This is a genomic window from Terrimonas ferruginea DSM 30193 (assembly GCF_000425585.1).
Classification (GTDB): domain Bacteria; phylum Bacteroidota; class Bacteroidia; order Chitinophagales; family Chitinophagaceae; genus Terrimonas; species Terrimonas ferruginea.
Window position 1 is genome coordinate 34608 of sequence record NZ_AUDS01000018.1, and the last position, 18377, is coordinate 52984.

An 18377-nucleotide genomic window follows, 5' to 3' on the forward strand; every position below is an offset into this window, starting at 1 on the left:
TAAATACAGCTTTGGCAAAATCGGCGGGCAAATTTCTTTTTTGGGTTATTAGCTGAATTTTGAATAAAATAAGACTTGGAAAATGCGATACTTTAGTGGACTACTCCTAAGTTTCTTATAGTCTGTAATAACCTGACGAAACTACGCAGATCTTCTGTTTCAGTTTCGGCCAGGCCATCTGGATCAAAATGCATTATCGTATTACGTATGGTCCTGATCTTCTCCAATTGTGCACAGAAATTTACCCGATCTATTGGCAACCCTATTTTCTCCCAAATTAAGGTGTTTTGGCAAAGTCGTAAATATTCGCCAAACGTGAGGTCGGAGACATCTGAGATTGTTCGTTCTTCATCTTTATCATCCTTGCCTTTAGCCAATTCGTCTTTGTCTAATTTTGTAAGCAATAAGCGCAAATGGTTTTCAATTTCTGCAACGAGGAGAAAAGGTTCTGTTAACTGTTTGAATTGGGCGCTAAGATCACTTGCCGTAACGATACCACATATCTCATTCGAACTGTTCCGCACAAGGACATAATCATGTTCTATAATGGACGGAATAGCCTTAAACAAGGAAGTGTCAGAGTTAATTAACTGATAATTCGGCTCCATCAAATCACGCACTTTTCTCGAGTGGAGCCCAACAGCTAGTTTTTGGCCGATCGATCTCCAACTGATAACCCCCTTCAAATCCCTTTTTTCGGTCTGCATAACCGGTAATTGTGAAAAGTCGAATGTCATCATGAGCGTAATTGCCTCGGATAGATCACTGTCAGGTTTTACTGCTATTAATTTTTTATTAGCCGCCTCAAGCCTGGAAACCCGGTAGGTTGGGTCGTCAAAATTGAGCATCTCATCATTTTTATTTGCTCCCAAATCTTCTCTCAATATGTCACTTTCCATTTTAATAGGCTCGGACACTTGATTGCTGGTTATGGAGTGAACGTTTTGAAACCTAATCAAGGAATCGATATAGGCACTACTAAAGTCAGGGATGGTCTCAAGATGTAATTCATACAGTGCATCCCTTATTGATTTGACAACGAACCATCCACGTCGCTGAGATCCCCAGAACCACCCAAGTAGGGTTCTCACTGTTACATCTTCAACGCTTTCCCCGGCGTCAACTTTCTTTTTAATTTCCAAAAGCTTCGAAGGAATATGGGCCATCGGTGTAATTTTAAGTTGCGGAAAATCAGAATATTATTTAACTTTTCAAAGTTTTTAGTACCCGGAAAAACACCCTTTTTATTTCAGGTGTACCTTCAACCTCATGAAGTATCTCCTCGTTATAATACTCCTTTCGTTCATCTCCTGCACCTCCCCCAAACCCCATAACGCCCTCGTACTCCAAACCGACTTCGGTACCAAAGACGGCGCAGTGGCTGCCATGCGCGGCGTGGCGAGGGGAGTGGACGCCAACCTCGATATTTTTGACCTCACCCACGAGATTCCTGCTTATAATATATGGGAAGCGGCTTACCGGCTTCACCAGTCCGTCGGCTATTGGCCAACGGGCACCGTGTTTGTTTCGGTTGTTGATCCGGGAGTGGGTTCGGAGCGGAAGTCGGTCGTAGCGAGGTTGAAATCAGGTGTTTTCATTGTTACACCCGATAACGGTACGCTCACTTTGCTCGTTGAATCGCCCGGCATCGAAGCCATCCGACAAATCGACGAGAAAATCAACCGCCGGCAAGGATCCGATAGTTCTTATACTTTCCACGGTCGCGATGTGTATGTGTATACCGCCGCGCGACTGGCAGCAGGTGTGATCAGTTTTGAAGAAACAGGGCCTTTATTGCAAAACAAGGTTGTCGCGTTGCCTTATCAGAAAGCTGTTAAAGAGGACGCTGTACTCAGCGGCATGATCCCCGTGCTGGATATACAGTACGGCAATGTGTGGACCAATATCCCTGATAGCCTGGTTTCACTCGCCGGCATCCAGCGCGGCGATACGCTATTGCTGGATGTTTTTCACAAGGATTCGCTGGTGTTTACGGGCAAGTTGCCAATGGCGCATACGTTTGCAGATGTAGCAGAAGGCCAGTCTTTGGCTTATCTTAACAGCCTGATGAATCTTTCCTTTGCTGTCAACCAGGGAAGTTTTGCGGAGAAGTTTAAGGTTGGAAGCGGAAACGAATGGAGAGTGAAAATTCAACCCTTCGACAAGCTCAGGGGCCGAAGTACAAATTTAAAATAAGAGCTCATGAAAAAAATATTGATCGCATTATGCTTCTTGCTTCCTGCGTCCAGCTTCGCCCAGGTGGATTCTTCTTTTTTGCTAAAGATCAAACAAGCCGAGACGGCAGATTTTTTGAAGACGGATACCCTGGCGGTTCCTGAAGATGCGCTGACGCAGAAGATCCGGCAGTTGCGCAGGGAAAAAAATGGCATCGATATCGAAATGGTATTGCAGATCAAGATCCGCGAAGAGCAGGAGAAAGATACCGTCCACGGAAAAGATTATTACGATCGGCTACTGACTGAAATCACTACCGGCAAGACCGGTAAGTTACTGGACAACGCGCTGATCAATATGTACCGCCAGACGTTTACTGAAACAGAAATAGACGATCTGCTGCGCTTTTACAAAACATCGGCCGGTAAAAAAATGAACAGCGATTATATTTTGCTGATCATCCGGTCGGTGAAGGATGCGGAAGGATTGATGAGGTTAATTCAAAATTAACCCTTCGCCCGATACTTCGGGCAAACTCAGGGACCAGTCAAAAAAGCGAGTTGAGAATAGCTGCGGCTCAGCATGAAAAGTTGCCAGGTTCACGCAAAGTTACATAAGGAGCAAAGGTGCGAAGCGAATAAAACTTACAACTTATTACTCTCCTTATACGTCTCATTCCAAAGTCCATTCGGTTTCAGGTAGACCATATTTTTCTGAAAATCAAGGATTGTATTGAAGCGTTTCAGCACTTCGTTACCAAGGATATGTGTTTTGAAACGGGCAGGATTGCTCATCGTCATCAACTGAACAGGGATATTCGTCAATGAATAGTTGCCAACATTGAAGCGCTCCTGGTTGACTGTCAACACCGGTACTTCTTTTCCCTGCCCATTGCGCATAATCACCTTTTTAATTACTTCCTGATCGCCGGGAAATTGTTGTTCATGCATCAATACCGTATCGAGCATGATCGTCCGCTGATAGCCATTGTCGAACAGGAAACGATTCGCATATTTTTTTCCTTTTACTTCCAGTGATGCGTTTATGCAGAATATCGTATGCGAATATTCGATCGGAAATCTCGCGTACGCCTTGCCGGGTTTGTAAGGCAGTCTCGAATGAACAATAAGCCCCTTGTTATCATAGTCCATTTCCACAATTTTTCCATCAAACAAATCCCAGCCAAAACGGCCATCGGTTCCCTGACCCGATAGTTCCACGTGATAAACCAGAAGACTATCCCATTTCATGTTACCAATCCGGAGCGAATTATCCGCAGTGAGACTTATTCCTTGTGTTTTACTTTTTATGGCTTCGTTGGTGAGCACCAATCCGGTAGTGCCTGTATCGAATTTCAGGTTAAGCGTATCCCTGTCATTGACAATTGCTTTTATTTTGAGGTTGTCGTAGTCGGTCAGTTCAAATGGAATCGTATCATGGGTTGACGGACTGATGTGTGAGTAGTTTTTTAACGGGGGATTTTCTACACGTGTATAACAACTGTCTTTTCCATTTACTAAAACAATAAAGTCGCGCGACTCTCCGGGTTTTAACACCAACTGAATAGAATCAATATCCGTGACGAAGCGGAAAGATTTCTTCGTCACACTTTTCGTCATCGTATATACATCCGGTTTTACGCGCGGATCCAGCGACCATCCACGCGGTTCATCCTTTCCTTCGATAATTCTCGCTTGCAGGGCGTTGGCTTTTATCAACGGAATTTTCTGCTGCGCCTCAGCGGTTATTACCATGATCAAAAGGGTAATGCTAAGCAGGTATTTCATCCTGGAATCAGTTTTTTTGCGGGAAAATTTATGCAATCCGGTTCTATGCTTTTGTCTTCTTCACTTTTTTTGTATCCGGTAAGAATACCGCCAATAGTCCCAGCAACGGCAGGTACGAACAAACCTGGTATACATAACCAATACTCGTACGGTCTGCCAGTTGGCCAAGCAGTGCCGAGCCCAATCCGCCCATTCCGAATGCGAGACCAAAGAACAACCCCGCGATCAATCCTACTTTTCCCGGCATCAGTTCCTGTGCGTACACGAGGATGGCAGAAAAAGCAGAGGCAAGGATAATACCGATGAATACGCTGAGGATGGAAGTGACGGCCAGACCGGCGTAGGGGAGGGCGAGCGAAAACGGCGCCACACCCAGTATCGAAATCCAGATCACATATTTACGCCCTATCTTATCGCCCAGCGGCCCGCCGATCAGGGTGCCGGCTGCCACGGCAAATAAGAACAGGAACAAATGAATCTGCGCACTGGAAACAGAAATATTAAATTTATCAATGAGATAAAAAGTAAAATAGCTGGTCATGCTGGCCATGTAGAAGTACTTCGAAAAGATCAGGATCAGCAAAATGCCGATAGCAATGATTACTTTTTTTCGCGGGAAAGGCGCAACATTGTCCTGTATGGATTTGGTTTGTTGCGCACGGAATATCAAATGCGCTTTGTACCAGGCAGCAACTCTTGTCAATACCATCATGCCTATTATGGCCAGTACCGCAAACCAGGCGATACGTTCCTGGTGAAAGGGTGCAATGATCAGGGCAGCCAGTAAGGGGCCGGCAGATGAACCTGCATTACCTCCCAATTGAAATACAGATTGCGCGAAACCACGTCGCCCACCTGAGGCCAGGTAAGCCACTTTCGAAGCTTCCGGATGAAAAACGGCCGAACCCATGCCCACCAACACCACTGCCAATAATACAAGAGGATAGGTTTGCGCAAAAGCCAGGAGTAATAATCCCGCAAACGAAAAAGCCATGCCCATCACCAGGAAATAAGGCTTGGGACGACGATCGGTATAAGCGCCGACAAACGGCTGCAATATGGATGCGGCGAGCTGAAATACCAGGGTAATCAGCCCGAGCGCGGAAAAGCTCAGGTTGAGGGAAGTCCTGAGGATCGGGTAACTCGCTGGTATCAGTGATTGGATCGTATCATTGACCAAATGCGATACGCTGATCATCACCAGCACGGGGTACACGGTACGTTCAGCTTTAGCGGCCGCCACGTCGGCCACGAGGTTAGTTGTTGTTGTTTTCATCTTTCAGTAATCAGATCATCTGAAGTTTGTGTTGTAAAAAAGATGCGGTTACGGCGCCGCATCAACGTGCATTATTGATCAAGGTGGCAATCGCTACAGCATCTTCTACATTTTTTGATTCGATGGCTTTAAGCAGGTCTTCGTGCCGGTCTTGCGACACCAGGAACTCTTGTGTATCGATGTATTTATGCAAAAACTCCAACCGCAGGTACTCTGCGATTGTCCGGTAAAGGTCGAGCATGATACCACTGCGGGACGCTTCCGCCAACGTGGTATGAAATTCAATATCTGCCTGTACGCAGGCATCGAGATTATTTTTTTGCGCGTATCGCCAGCGTTTTTTCAATTGCTGTTGCATTCGCGCAATATCCCGGGTCGTACGGTTAAGCGCCGCTTTCTCCACAATTTTAATTTCGAGCATCAGTCGTAATTCGTCCACTTCGGTGAATGAAGCTTCTTCCAAAAACTTTACCAGCGGTCTGCCCGCACCACTGCGCGAAGCGACGAACGTACCAACTCCCTGTTGTGAGCGAACCCAGCCACTGTTGGCCAATAGCCGCACCGCTTCACGGATGGAAGAACGGCCCACGCCGAATTGTTCCATCAATTCGGGTTCGGTCGGTAATTGCTCACCAACGGCATAGTTGCCGGATGTAATAGCAGTCTGTAACTGATCCGCTACTGCTTCTGCGAGACTTTTTCGTTGTAAGGCCATAGTCATCATATCATCTGATGACTGCGAAGGTAGATAATTCAAAATTAAAAAGTCAAATTCAAAAAAAGGTACATACGCCAGGTGATTCCAAAGTTTTATTTAGCCTATTATCCCAACTACTTTTGACACTTGAATTTTCTTCTGGCATGGATTTAGTCCTTTTATCCTATCACCGTTATTCAACCTGTCAATCTTAACCTATGTACACCAAAATCATTGCTTTATGTCTCGCCGGCGCTTTTATTTTAGCGGGCTGCTCCAAATCTTCCGACAACGAGCTGCCGGCGGATGAAGAACAAGTGATCACCGACGTTTCTTATGGTAGTCATGCGCAGCAAAAGATGGACGTTCATTTGCCTGCGGAACGAAACACTCAAACCCCTGTGGTAATTTTTCTTCACGGCGGTGGATTTGTAGCCGGCGATAAAGCAGAAGTCAATGCTTATACGCGCCTGTTTCTCGACCGGGGCTATGCCGTGGTGAACGCCAATTATCGCCTCGTTGATTCAACAGGTCTTTCTCAAACGCCGGTTCTTCACCAGGCAAGTGCTATAAAAATCTCCGATCAATTAAATGATATCCGTTCTATTACCGATAAGGTGGCCACCTCAGTTGGCTCCTGGAAAGTAAGTAGTTCGAAATGGCTTCTTGCCGGACATAGTGCCGGTGCCACGCTGGCACTGCTTTATGCACATGGCAATAAGAACAGCGACAAGCGCATTAAAGTGGTCGCGAATATCGCAGGGGCGACCAGTTTTGCTTTCTCCGATGAATCGGAAGCTGCACTTATGCCTCCGCTGTTGCTGGAAGTTTTATTCCGCGCTACAGGCGTGCCGGCTACCAATCCCAACAAACTGGCGTATATGGCTATCAGTCCTTATTGGGTCAGTAATAATTCTTCCAATGCGGTGGCGGCTATCAATATCCGTCCTGAACAGGATAGTGGTGATGATCTTTACCGTGCTTATACACAGTTGTTGACTTCGCGCTCCGTGGTTAATCAATATCTTATTATTACCGGCGCAGGGCATAGCCTGGATCCGGACAGTAAAAAGGCAGAGGCCGTAGTGGCGATCGATGCTTTTGCGCGAACAGCCTTATAAGTCAAAAGTCAAAATTCAAAAGTCAAAAAAGAGAATTAAGCCTGACTTCATATGCCGCATTTTTTTCACGCAAAGACGCATAAGGAGCAGGGGGAAATTCAAAATTCAAAAGTCAAAAGTCAAAAAAAAGAAGTAGCACCGACTTGACATGCCGATTTTTTTCACGTAAAGACGCATAAGGAGCAGAGAGAAAGTCAAAAGTTAGAGATCAAAAAGGAACTACGACTGACTTGATACGCCGCATTTTGACTTTTTAATTTTTACTTTTGAATTATAAAAAAGAGGCCCCGGTAGACACCGGGCCCGTTTTAAGCAAACCTTCCCTTGCGGAGAGGCCGATGAAAAGTAGATCGGTAAAACAGTAAAGGCTAATTCATCTGTTACCAAAGGCAACCTTTCAGTTGTGCTTTTCAGCACGCCTCTTGTACGCAGAGGGTCAGTTTGCCCTTGGATTTGCCTAAGCGAATGAAAAGGAACCATCAAGGTCTTGTCAGCTTAACTGCTCTTGTTCGGCTACCAGCGCCGCTATTTTCTGCTGCAGCCGTTGTATTTTCTTTTCGAGGTCGTCAAGACGCAGCTCATCTTCCACCACCTTGTCTTCGCACCACTCAATTTTGTTTTGCAGATGATCGGGGAATTCCCTGGTTACTTCGGGATCGGGCATGTGTACACTGATCAACGGTGTGTTGTGTTTGGTACGCGTGCAGCGGATCGTATTACCGATGATGTGAAAGACAGACGCAGGCTGCGCACGCCCGATCAGTTCCGGAGGTAAATGAAAGGTTGTTGAAATCGCTTCGAGTAACGGAACGATTTTTTCTTTTTTGTCTTTGGTTAATTTCCCGGCTTCTTTTGCCGGACCTGAAGAGGGAGGGTTGGCTTCTGCCGTTTCCGAAGCATTCACGAACGCTGTGTTATCAATTGTTGTGTTGTTATTCATTGTGATAATTTTTACCAAAACTAGCAGATAGAAAAGACCTGCGTATGGGATTATCACGTTGAAAAACAAAGAAAATACGGCTTTGAAAAAGTTCTTAAACAGCTATATCATCCTCTGTAATCGTTGTAAGTATTTCTGTAGTAAGCGTTGCAATGCCGGCGATACGGTTTGCCTGATTTTCCAGCGTTTTCTCGAACATATTTCTCACCAGCCTGCCATTGCCGAAACTTTCATTCCGGGTATCGTAGGCCTGCTGAAACAGTTGCTTCAATTGCACGCTGGCCTCTCCATTTATTTTATATTCGGAGCGACGGCAATACAGTTCAAATATCGCATACAGCTCATCCGGAGTATAATCACGGAACGAAATATACCGGTTAAAACGTGATTGAAAGCCGGGATTGGTGTTGATGAATTCCTGCATTTCGCCGGTATAACCGGCCATGATCACGACCAGTCTGTGACGATCATCCTCAATTCTTTTGATCAGTGCAGCTACGGCTTCATGCCCGTAATCATTGTTATGAGATCCGGCCAGCGCATATGCTTCGTCTATAAAAAGGACACCATTAAGCGCTCCGTCCACCGTCTTGTTCACCTTGGCCGCGGTTTGTCCCATGTACTCAGCAATCAGCCCCGAACGATCTGTTTCTACCAAATGTCCTTGCTGCAGCACACCCAGTGCTTTGTAAAGTTTTGCTACAATACGGGCGACGGTTGTTTTTCCCGTACCCGGATTTCCGGTGAACACCACATGATAGGAAAGACCGGATGTTTTTAATCCCGACGCTTCCCGCGTCTTTTGAATGCGGATAAAATTTACCAGTGTCTTTACTTCATTCTTCACTTCATCCAGTCCGATCATTTCTTCCAGTTCTGCCAGTATCTCTTCCAGGGATTGGGTTGTGGTCTCAACAATGGCTGTTTTGATCGCTGCCTGCGGAACAGGATGATGCGTAAGCTGGTATATTTTTTTAAGATTGGCTTCTTCGTCTTTTGAGATATGGCCATCTGCCTTTGCGAGGATATTGACCAGACGATAAATCATTCCGGCGTATTCATCGAAAAGGGGATGATTGATTTCTTTCAATTGAACAAGAAGACCAAACGGACTGTCGTATTTATGTGGAAGCGGATTGCCTTCTTTTCCTATCTCAAATAGCGATCGTACTGCATCTTCCTGTTCGTTTAATGCATATAAATGAGCCAGCACTTCATAATCTTGTTCGAGCAAGCTGTTTTTAGACAATAAACCCGAACAGGCAAAACCCATTCCAGCAGTTTCAAGATCTGTATTTTTATACTTTTTGCTATTCAATAATCGCGTTGCCTGGCAAAAGTCATAGATCATCAAAGCCCCGATAAATTGCCGATCGGGCGTTTTCCCGGTAATAGCCTCAATTTTTTTTATAATAATGTCGTCTTGTCTTGAGCTGCTAAAAAATCTATCCAATTCTTGAGAAAATTCTTTCAGCAGATCATAGTAGGACTGTGTAAATGCATTTGTCAGGGCAGGTTTTTTTTGCGTCATTATTTTCAATAATGGCGTGGTGGAAGTAATGGCCTCAAATGCCTCTGCAAACGCTTCGCCCGCGGGGTAGTTACTGATATAATAGTTGCGTTCGCCCAAACCCGGTACCGTAAACTCCAGCGAAGCATAGCGCACAACAGGGATTTGAAAATTATTGCTGAAGCGGAGATCGGGACCTCCGTTTTTGTTCACTTTGTCCCATACCTTATCGATGACTTCTGCATCTGCCGGAAAGGATGAAGTGATGAAACGCTGCGGATGAAAAAAGAAATCCAATTCTGCGGACGACGCGATGTTTGCCTGATCATTTCCGGTGAACCAGATGGCGATGCCGGGGTAAATAAACAGCGGGGGACCTGTCACATTTTTAAAACAAACAGCTTTGTAATCGGAATGAATAAGTTCCAGTTCGGTGACGAAAATGGCTATTTCACTTTTGGTGACACTGTGCGCTGCTGAAGATTTTATTTCGGTATTTCTGACGGAAGAAGTAATCTGCCATGTTTTTTGCGACTGTGAAATACGCTCGGCCGCTTCAATAAATGCGATATATTTCTCGTCCGTTACCTGTTGTTGAAAAGGACTGATGTCTACTGCCAGCAAAGATAATTCCGTTGTTACATCTGCGAGTTGCTGTCTTACACCGTCGACCTCAATCCGTAATTGTTCCCGCTCGCTGTCGGAGCTAAATATTTTTCCAAAAAATCCTTTTGTCTTACGGCGCAATTTCTTCTCCAGCGAACGCAGATTGCGCTCGATAGTGTCTTTTGATGCTTTGAGTTCTGTTCTCTTCTCCAGCGTTTCCTGGATGAGTTTTTTGGTGCTTTCAATATTGCCGGCAACAGCGAGAGGATAAGTTTTGCTCATAATGGTTGGCTTGTGATGAGCAAAAATATCTGATCGTTCTATGTCAGGGGAGGGGGATTTTTCCGGTAATTACCGTTTGGCCAGTTTCCGCTTGCAGGTTTTCAAAGATGCATGCAACAGTTGTTGCAGCAGTTTCAAAGGAATATCATCGTTGGGGTCGATGAGTAAAATTTTCATCCGGTCGCGCTTCTCCAATAACAACAACGGGTGTGTCAGTTCTTCGCTGTGTACAAAGCTGACATAGGGTTGCTGAAACTTTTTATGCACCCAGAGGTAACAAAACATTTTCCCTTTGTAACAAAAGAAAGGCAGTTTGTATTTCCATTCCGGCGTAATATTCTCCGGATCGACGGCCAGGATAATATCACGTAATGCCAGCAGGGTGGAACGGTATGGCTCAGGTTGCGTATTGTAAAAATTATCGAGTGCTTTCATCAATCAACCGGTTCCCATAATTGAATCTTGTTGCCTTCCGCATCGAGGATATGCACAAATTTGCCGTAATCGTATGCTTCGATTTTATCGAGTACGGTCACGCCTTCTTTCTGCAGTTCTTCCACCAAAGCTTCCAGGTTCTCAACACGGTAGTTGATCATGAAATCCTTTTCCGACGGTTCAAAGTATTTTGTGGTCTCGCTGAACGGACTCCATTGCGTGGAGGCTTCTTTTTTGCCTTCCGCATCTTCATACCATTTGAAAGTGGCGCCATAGTCATTGGTGTCCAGACCAAGATGTTTCTGGTACCAGTCTTTCATGGCTTTTGTGTCTTTACATTTAAAAAAAATGCCGCCAATGCCAGTTACTTTTTTCATATTGATGTAATGATTGAAATAGAGGTTAAATTTAAAGATTTTCCTTACACCTTATGCCTTTGGCCTTAAGCCTTCCAAATACTTCTCGAGCTTCTCCACATTCTCCCTTTGTCCCCGGTCAGCTTTATGCGCTTTCACAATGATATCAAACATTTCCGGGGAGTCAAATTCCAGCGACCAGTCAATAATAGTTTTATCATTGTCACGCTCAAACATTACTGTGGTCATGAAATGAGGATTAAAATGTTCGAAGACAATTTTCCCAAGCGGAATAATTTCTTTGAAAATACTGCGGTTGGGAAAGTTCTGCCCATTAGCACTGTGCATGGTGAGCCGCCATTCACCACCTTCACGAAGATCCATTTTGTGGATAGTATTCGTAAAGCCCGCCGGCCCCCACCATGTAGCGATTTGCTCCGGTTTCGTCCACGCGTCCCAAACGATTTCTAAAGGAGCGTTGAACGTAGCCACAGTCTGTAACGTTTTGCCGGTTATATGTTCCGTCATGTTATTTTCTTAGCAGTTACGCAATTGCCGCCATTCTCCGAATTACAAGTATACGCTTATGCTTTTCCTTGTGAAAGTACTGAGCATTTTGACATGTTTATTGTGTTTGTTCAAGTATACTGTTCGAGTACTACTATGCCATTTTCACTAAAGTATAAAGGCCTGTAATATTACGCTATTATTTCACGTGTCCTTTGTAATAAACCTTAGTTAAAAACACAGTTGCTATTCCGATACTTTATTACCAATGGAATCTGGATAATGAAGTAAGTAAACCCTAAAACTAACTCCTATGAGTTCAAAACTCTACCTGTTATTATTTATTGCAGCGTTTACCCGTATTCCAACTATCTATGGCCAGGCTCCCGGTGGCGTTCCTGCATCCGCCTGGTACAAGGCTGACGGCTCCAACACTATTTTTTCAGACGCCGGTGTAACGCCTGCCGCCAACAACGCTACCGTTCAGCAGTGGAACAGTATAACGGGCAGTTTCCCGTTGTTGCAGGCTACTGCAGGTTCGCGGCCTGTTTTTTCCAGCACTTCGGTACTCGCTAACTTCAATCCAACCGTTACTTTCGACGGCAGCAACGACTGGATGCAATTCACTGCCGGAGCCGGCGTTAATATTATTGACCGCGCCAACGGTACTTTTTATGCGGCTGGTTATATGAACCTGCTGAAAAGAAGTGGCTTTGCCGGTTTTCATCCTACAATGGACTATCCGGGAATGCATTTTTTTAGCGACAACAAGTTGTTGTTTTTTACGGGTGGCCCCGGTTACCAGGGACTGAGTCCTGATGTTATGCAGGCGCAAACCTATTTTACTGCCGGCAGTGGCTGGCAGAACGGTTCAGGCAGCAGCGCTGCCTATGCCGGCGCAACCGTTTCACTAAACGGTAACAGAGCCCTTTACAGCGGCAGTCAGCTCAACAATGCCAACCTGAGTACCGCTGCGCGGGATTTCCGCATTGGTGCCGACAACAACTACGGATCTTTCAGCGGCCAGCTTAATGAAGTGCTGCTTTTCGAAGACAGGCTTACGGCCGCACAAATGGACCAGGTAGAAACTTACCTTGCTCTTAAATACGGAACCACGTATGCCAATGGCAGCAGGGATTATAAAAATTCAACAGGCACTACCGTATGGAATGCCGTTGCTAACAACGGATATCATTACAATATTGCGGGCATTGCCCGCGACGACATGGGCGCTTTGTATCAGAAGCAGGCATGGAGCACCAATGCGGGTCAGCAGGTACTGATCGGTGTGGGTGGGCTGGCCAATACCAATGCTGCAAACAGCGGTACGCTCGCCGATAATCAATACCTCGTATGGGGTGACAACGGGCAGCCAAAAGCGCCAACAGTATCTCTGACGGGCATTGCCGGGCTATCTCACCGTTTTGCGTCTATCTGGAAAGTACAGCACAACGGTTCAGGCACAGTGAGAGTAGCATGGGTGAAAGGTTTGTCCAATCTGACACTTATTCAGAGTACGGATGCCATCATCAACGGAAGTGATGTGCCTACGGCAATGACCGGAGAGATCACGGTCAACGGCGTGATCTATAACTATGCCGATGTGACTTTAGCCAATGGTCAGTATTTTACTTTTGGTGCCAAGCTCGCAGGCCCCGGAGGTGTCACCGACAATTTAAGAGTGTGGTTGAAATCCAATGAAGGTTTTACTCCGTCATCCTGGACGGACTTCTCCGGATTCAATAACCATTACACGCAAACCAACACCAGCCGTCAACCCTTTACAGCGACCACCTTATACAATTTTAACCCGGTGATCGACTTTGGCAATAATACGAGTGCCAATGGCCGGTTTATGGTTGTCCCCAGCGGCAAACCTTTTTCTGCCAATGGTTTGAGTGGAACATTTTTTACCACCACACTTACCAGGGCGGGCGGTACAAGCGGGTACCGAGATATCTGGGGGTTTGGCGCCACTACTACCGGAGCAGGATTGATCAATGCCGACGTTCCCACCATCACCAAACTGAACAACAATATTGTTTTGTATAGTTCCACCACATCTGCCTTCCCTAATCTTTATCCCGATAATAAATTCCTGCTGAGTGATATGTCGTACACGGTAGGCGTGGCCGGGATTAAATATGGGTTAAACGGTGCCACCGCGTCTACCACACAAACCAGAACAGCCGCTGGCTCTCTTCAGGCAAATGGAAGTGTGTTGGGCGCACAACCGCAGGTGACCAACGGCGTGATCGGTGAAGCGATTGCGTATGAAAGAGACCTGACCGAAGCCGAGAAGCAACGTGTCAGAACTTATACGGCCATCAAGTACGGCATCACGCTTCCTCATAACTATATCGCCAGTGATGGCAGCACCGTTGTATGGAATCAGAGCACCAATGCCGGTTATACCAATAATATTGCCGGCCTGGCGAATGATGAAGGAAGCGCGTTGCATCAAAAGCAATCCAACAGTATCAACGACGGGCAGCAGGTGCTGATCAGCACGACTGGTTTAGCTAACAGTAATGCCGCCAACGCTGTTTCCCTTTCATCCGGACAATTCCTGGTTTGGGGAGATAACGGTCAGGCTAAATCGTTAGGTATTTCTCACAGTACTACCGTTGGTGGCAACCCCATCAACTTACGAATGGGTGCTGTATGGAAAGTGCAGAATACAGGCGCGGTAGGCACGGTTCGGATTGCATGGCGTAGCGGTATTGTAAACCTGCACCTGATTCAAAGCCCCGATGCCACAATTGATATCGCAGATACACATACCCCGATGAACGGTACCATTACCGTCAACAGCGTGGTGTATAACTATGCCGACGTAACCCTGATAAATGGATCTTATTTCACGTTTGGTGGTTATGTAGCCGGACCAGGCGGAGTGGGGCAGGACCTCTCTCTCTGGTACAGGGCTGATAACGGCGTGGAAACCGACGCGGCTAAAAAAGTAACCGCCTGGAATAATTCCACGGCCAATGATGTGAAGCTGACCATGAGCAGCGCGAATGCCTATGTCCCGTACAACGATCAGACAACTTTTACCAAAACCTGGAATTTCAACCCCACACTTTCGTTTGATGGCACCAACAACTATCTAAGAAATACCACTACAGCCTACCTGAACACAGCCGGCTCGGTGCATTATATTGCCGTAGCAAGATTGAACCCGGCTGCATCCAGCTACAACAGTCTCTTTTCGATCAGTGGCAATGATGATGGTTTCTTCCTCTACCCGCAAAGTGGCCAGGTGTATCCCATGCCTTCGATCGGAAACGGATTCGGCGCTACTGCTGCAGGGCCCGGATCAACTAACCGCTTCGGTATTTATTCATCAATACTGCCCAAAACCGGATCACCGGCGAACCAGCGTGGTTTTTATAATGGATTGGAAAAAATATATACGGCTCCTTATCCCAGAACCGGTGCTGCTTATGTGCTTCCAACCACCGGTGCTTACATCGGTGCAGACGGAACTACCGGTGATAACCCTGACGGAGAGATTGCAGAAGTGATCTTGTATCACGAGCCAGCAGGAGGGGATATGGCCAATGCGAGTCTCGCCAGGATACACAGTTACCTGGCTGTTAAATACGGCATCACCCTCGATCAGACTATACCGCAAAACTATGTCAACTCAACAGGTGCTGTGGTATGGAACGCCACAAACAATGCCGGCTATCATTACAATATTGCCGGTATAGCCCGCGACGATCAGGGCGGACTTTACCAGCGCCAGTCCCGCAGTGTAAACAGCGGACGGCAAGTGCTTATTTCCACCACAGGCCTGGCCAGCACCAACGCCGGCAACACCGGCGTGCTGGCCAATGGACAGTTCCTGATCTGGGGAGATAATAACCTTGCCAAAGCACCTGCTGTACCATTCGGTATCATCGGTGGCATACCTTACCTGCGCTTTGCCGCTATCTGGAAAGCCGCAAACGTGAACGCAATAGGCACGGTAAGGGTAGCCTGGCCAAAAGGACTTGCCTACCTGAAACTCGTGCAAAGCACCGACAATGTGTTTGACCTGGGTGATGTGATCACCGATATGAGCGGCACACAGATGGTCAACGGGGTGGAATATGCTTATGCCGATGTAACCATCACCGATGGTCAGTACTTCACCTTCGCGGCATACATACAGGCGCCGGGTGGTGTCACCAACAACATCAGCTATTGGTATCGCGCGGATAAGTTTGCCGAATCTGTTGCCGAGGGCACAGAGGTTAGTTCCTGGACTGATTTCACTTCCGGTACGGTAGTGGATCAAATCGGCGAGAATGCATTGCCTGTTTCAGCAAAAGGCGGCACTACTTATTTCAACTACAACCCGGGTATCAAGTTTACAACGGCCAATCAATCACTGGCGAATGTAAACGTGCAGACGGTTACCAACCTGAGTTATGACATTTTCACGGTAACCAAAGAAGGTATAGGAGCAGGCAGCAACGGAAGAATATTCAGTTCGCTCGTAAACAACAGCAATCAGAGTGGAAGCATCAACTACTGGGACGGTATCGGTATCATGGCCGATCAGCGAATGGAGCGCATGAACGTAGCCTATAGCAACCGTTACCTCGCCAACCCGGGTAACATCTTGTACTCCACCAACAGTCCGAGCATCATGTACACAACGTTTACCGATCTGAGTGTAGCCAAAGGGCTGAACGGCGCCACATCGGGTGCAGCCGGGACACATACCGCCAGGGGCCAGCTTAACGGCGGTCATGCTTTCGGCTCTACGGTATTTTCAGGTAACGGAAGTGACAATGCCGGTTTCACCGGTGACATAGGAGAACTGATCATTTATGGCAACGGCAATGTGACAGCGACCGAAAGGAACAAGGTTGAATCATATCTCGCCATCAAATACGGTGTTACATTACAGAACAGCAATAATTATACAACATCACAGAATGTAGTTGTATGGGATGCCACGGCGAATAGTGGTTTTTATAATAACGTGGCAGGTATCGGTCAGGACTTCATCTCTGCCCTGCATCAGAAGCAGAGCCGCAGCCAGCACGCGAATACAAACAACCAGGTAATAATTGCTTTGGGTGAAATCGCGGAGAGCAATTTGGAAAATGAGAACCAGGTAAACGACGGACAATTCCTCATCTGGGGTGACAACGGCAATACACAGGCTATGACGAGTACGGCGGGTACTTATGCTGCATTCCCTTATGCCGGCAGCACGGCCAATGGTCGCCGAATGAACCGGATATGGAAAGTACAGAACACCAATAACCTGAACAACCAGGTGATGATCCGTTTCCCGCAGACTTCGGTGGGTACGACTACCTTCCCGGCCAATGATCCCTGTGCCGGTTATGTGATCGTTTTTGCGGATGATGCCGCTTTCACTACTAACATCACCGTAAAACCGCTAACCGTCAATGGTACGGACTACGAAGTATTACATTCCTTTGCTGCAGGCACCGGTTATTTCACTTTCGGTAAGGCCATGCCTTTGAACAACGGTGAAGTTTATCTGGCACAGGTTATTGAAGAAACCGATATCTACAACGATGGTTGTTCGGTAGGTGAGTGGGCTTATTACCGTCAGACAACTGATCTCAATAAAAAACTGCTGGGTCTGTCTGGTTATACCAATGGCCAGCTCGATAATTTCGATGTAACGATTACGCCGGAAGGGACTTCTTACAACGATGGCGTCCGCATCACTAATCTGATGCCGCGTATCAGTACTGTAACGGATAATAATACAGGCGCAATAGCCAGCGGCAAGGTGCGGGTTTATTACAGTCCCGATGAGATGGGTGCTTCTTTAGTACCGGGCGCTACCACATCAGGCTGGTTCTTCTACGATGGACCGGCAGATGATGCGATCATCGATATCTACAGCGATGGCGTATTCGATGCAGGCAAATCACGCCCGCTGGTAGTGGCACAATCTGGTATCGAAGACGGTGTGTATTATGTAGAGTTCCATACTATCAATGATATGGGAAGCTTCCTGTATCTGTCGTCAACCGAGAATACATTTACCTTACTCCCTGTGACCCTGCTTTATTTTGCCGCACAGGAGCAGAGCGGAAAAACACTGCTTACCTGGGCCACAGCAACGGAGAAGAACAACAGCGGTTTCGGTATCGAGCATAGTCTGGATGGTATCAACTGGCGCAACATCGACTTCGTAGCCACAAAAGCAAGCGGTGGCAACAGCCTCGGCCGCCTGAATTACGAATACATCCATCAGGCTCCTGCAAACGGTAAGAACTTCTATCGTCTGAAACAGATCGACATCGACGAGCGTTTTGTATACAGCCCGGTAAGTACGGTTACGTTCGGTGAATTCAACCGCATAAAACTGTCTCCGAATCCTGTTAATACAACATTATTCATCACCGGACTCAGCGGTAAGTATGTAATAAGTGTTCTGAACGTAAGCGGACAGGTTGTAAAAACAATCAGGACGGATGGCGGATCAACAATGCAGGTAGATGTATCAACCTTAGCATCAGGTATGTATCTCATTCGTATCGAAAGCAGCACCGGTAACCAGGAAAGTTACAAAGTGATCAAGCGATAAAAGTCCAATACTGTTGCGAAACCTTACCAAAGGACGGCCTTATTATCAGCACCGGGTTGCAAAACCCGGTTTATTTCCACTTTAGAAACGCGTTTGTTTCTTAGTGTTTAACCA

General features: G+C 46.6%; 13 protein-coding genes. 4 read left to right on the top strand and 9 right to left on the bottom strand.

The features are described from left to right. Positions 1-92: 92 nt before the first annotated feature. On the bottom strand, positions 93-1166 hold the full coding sequence (locus tag H608_RS0106545; RefSeq protein WP_028786970.1) for a CBS domain-containing anti-phage protein: 1074 nt from the start codon (positions 1164-1166) through the stop codon (positions 93-95). Positions 1167-1269: 103 nt separating this feature from the next. Between H608_RS0106545 and H608_RS0106550 the strand changes: the two genes are divergently transcribed. Continuing rightward, positions 1270-2196, top strand: coding sequence for an SAM hydrolase/SAM-dependent halogenase family protein (locus H608_RS0106550; protein ID WP_028786971.1), 927 nt, complete (start codon positions 1270-1272; stop codon positions 2194-2196). A gap of 6 nt (positions 2197-2202) precedes the next feature. After that, complete coding sequence (locus tag H608_RS0106555; protein WP_028786972.1) at positions 2203-2685, top strand: DUF2059 domain-containing protein; 483 nt, start codon at positions 2203-2205, stop codon at positions 2683-2685. 134 nt (positions 2686-2819) lie between these two features. On the opposite strand, the gene H608_RS0106560 is transcribed toward H608_RS0106555, so the two are convergent. The 3 genes from H608_RS0106560 to H608_RS0106570 all read right to left on the bottom strand — a co-directional run bounded on the left by H608_RS0106560 (position 2820) and on the right by H608_RS0106570 (position 5953). Next, positions 2820-3962: a hypothetical protein gene (locus tag H608_RS0106560; protein ID WP_028786973.1), complete on the bottom strand. Its 1143-nt coding sequence runs from the start codon at positions 3960-3962 to the stop codon at positions 2820-2822. Positions 3963-4005: 43 nt separating this feature from the next. Further along, complete coding sequence (locus H608_RS0106565) at positions 4006-5238, bottom strand: MFS transporter (RefSeq protein ID WP_028786974.1); 1233 nt, start codon at positions 5236-5238, stop codon at positions 4006-4008. A gap of 61 nt (positions 5239-5299) precedes the next feature. Further along, positions 5300-5953, bottom strand: coding sequence for a FadR/GntR family transcriptional regulator (locus tag H608_RS0106570; RefSeq protein WP_162142846.1), 654 nt, complete (start codon positions 5951-5953; stop codon positions 5300-5302). 200 nt (positions 5954-6153) lie between these two features. Between H608_RS0106570 and H608_RS0106575 the strand changes: the two genes are divergently transcribed. Beyond that, positions 6154-7056, top strand: a complete 903-nt coding sequence (locus H608_RS0106575) for an alpha/beta hydrolase (protein ID WP_028786976.1) — start codon at positions 6154-6156, stop codon at positions 7054-7056. Between the two features lie 490 nt (positions 7057-7546). Here H608_RS0106575 and H608_RS0106580 read toward each other — a convergent pair whose 3' ends face one another. From H608_RS0106580 to H608_RS0106600, 5 genes are all read right to left on the bottom strand, one after another. Further along, positions 7547-7996 (bottom strand): hypothetical protein, encoded by a 450-nt coding sequence (locus tag H608_RS0106580; RefSeq protein WP_028786977.1) that lies wholly within the window; start codon positions 7994-7996, stop codon positions 7547-7549. Between the two features lie 94 nt (positions 7997-8090). Continuing rightward, a complete protein-coding gene (locus tag H608_RS23470) occupies positions 8091-10394 on the bottom strand; it encodes an AAA family ATPase (RefSeq protein ID WP_051268097.1) in 2304 nt (767 codons plus the stop codon). A 69-nt stretch (positions 10395-10463) separates the two neighbouring features. Beyond that, positions 10464-10829, bottom strand: coding sequence for a DUF1801 domain-containing protein (locus H608_RS0106590; protein WP_028786978.1), 366 nt, complete (start codon positions 10827-10829; stop codon positions 10464-10466). Continuing rightward, a complete protein-coding gene (locus H608_RS0106595) occupies positions 10829-11206 on the bottom strand; it encodes a VOC family protein (RefSeq protein ID WP_028786979.1) in 378 nt (125 codons plus the stop codon). Before H608_RS0106595 ends, H608_RS0106590 begins: the two co-directional genes overlap by 1 nt. 51 nt (positions 11207-11257) lie before the next feature. Next, entirely contained in the window at positions 11258-11713 is a 456-nt protein-coding gene (locus H608_RS0106600; RefSeq protein WP_028786980.1) for an SRPBCC domain-containing protein, read from the bottom strand. Between the two features lie 292 nt (positions 11714-12005). On the opposite strand from H608_RS0106600, the gene H608_RS0106605 reads away from it, so the two are divergent. After that, on the top strand, positions 12006-18263 hold the full coding sequence (locus tag H608_RS0106605) for a T9SS type A sorting domain-containing protein (RefSeq protein WP_028786981.1): 6258 nt from the start codon (positions 12006-12008) through the stop codon (positions 18261-18263). Positions 18264-18377: the final 114 nt, after the last annotated feature.

Coding starts and splice junctions, on each gene's coding strand:
- H608_RS0106545 (WP_028786970.1), bottom strand. CDS start 1,166: ATGGCCCATATTCCTTCGAAGCTTTTGGAAATTAAAAAGAAAGTTGAC.
- H608_RS0106550 (WP_028786971.1), top strand. CDS start 1,270: ATGAAGTATCTCCTCGTTATAATACTCCTTTCGTTCATCTCCTGCACC.
- H608_RS0106555 (WP_028786972.1), top strand. CDS start 2,203: ATGAAAAAAATATTGATCGCATTATGCTTCTTGCTTCCTGCGTCCAGC.
- H608_RS0106560 (WP_028786973.1), bottom strand. CDS start 3,962: ATGAAATACCTGCTTAGCATTACCCTTTTGATCATGGTAATAACCGCT.
- H608_RS0106565 (WP_028786974.1), bottom strand. CDS start 5,238: ATGAAAACAACAACAACTAACCTCGTGGCCGACGTGGCGGCCGCTAAA.
- H608_RS0106570 (WP_162142846.1), bottom strand. CDS start 5,953: ATGGCCTTACAACGAAAAAGTCTCGCAGAAGCAGTAGCGGATCAGTTA.
- H608_RS0106575 (WP_028786976.1), top strand. CDS start 6,154: ATGTACACCAAAATCATTGCTTTATGTCTCGCCGGCGCTTTTATTTTA.
- H608_RS0106580 (WP_028786977.1), bottom strand. CDS start 7,996: ATGAATAACAACACAACAATTGATAACACAGCGTTCGTGAATGCTTCG.
- H608_RS23470 (WP_051268097.1), bottom strand. CDS start 10,394: ATGAGCAAAACTTATCCTCTCGCTGTTGCCGGCAATATTGAAAGCACC.
- H608_RS0106590 (WP_028786978.1), bottom strand. CDS start 10,829: ATGAAAGCACTCGATAATTTTTACAATACGCAACCTGAGCCATACCGT.
- H608_RS0106595 (WP_028786979.1), bottom strand. CDS start 11,206: ATGAAAAAAGTAACTGGCATTGGCGGCATTTTTTTTAAATGTAAAGAC.
- H608_RS0106600 (WP_028786980.1), bottom strand. CDS start 11,713: ATGACGGAACATATAACCGGCAAAACGTTACAGACTGTGGCTACGTTC.
- H608_RS0106605 (WP_028786981.1), top strand. CDS start 12,006: ATGAGTTCAAAACTCTACCTGTTATTATTTATTGCAGCGTTTACCCGT.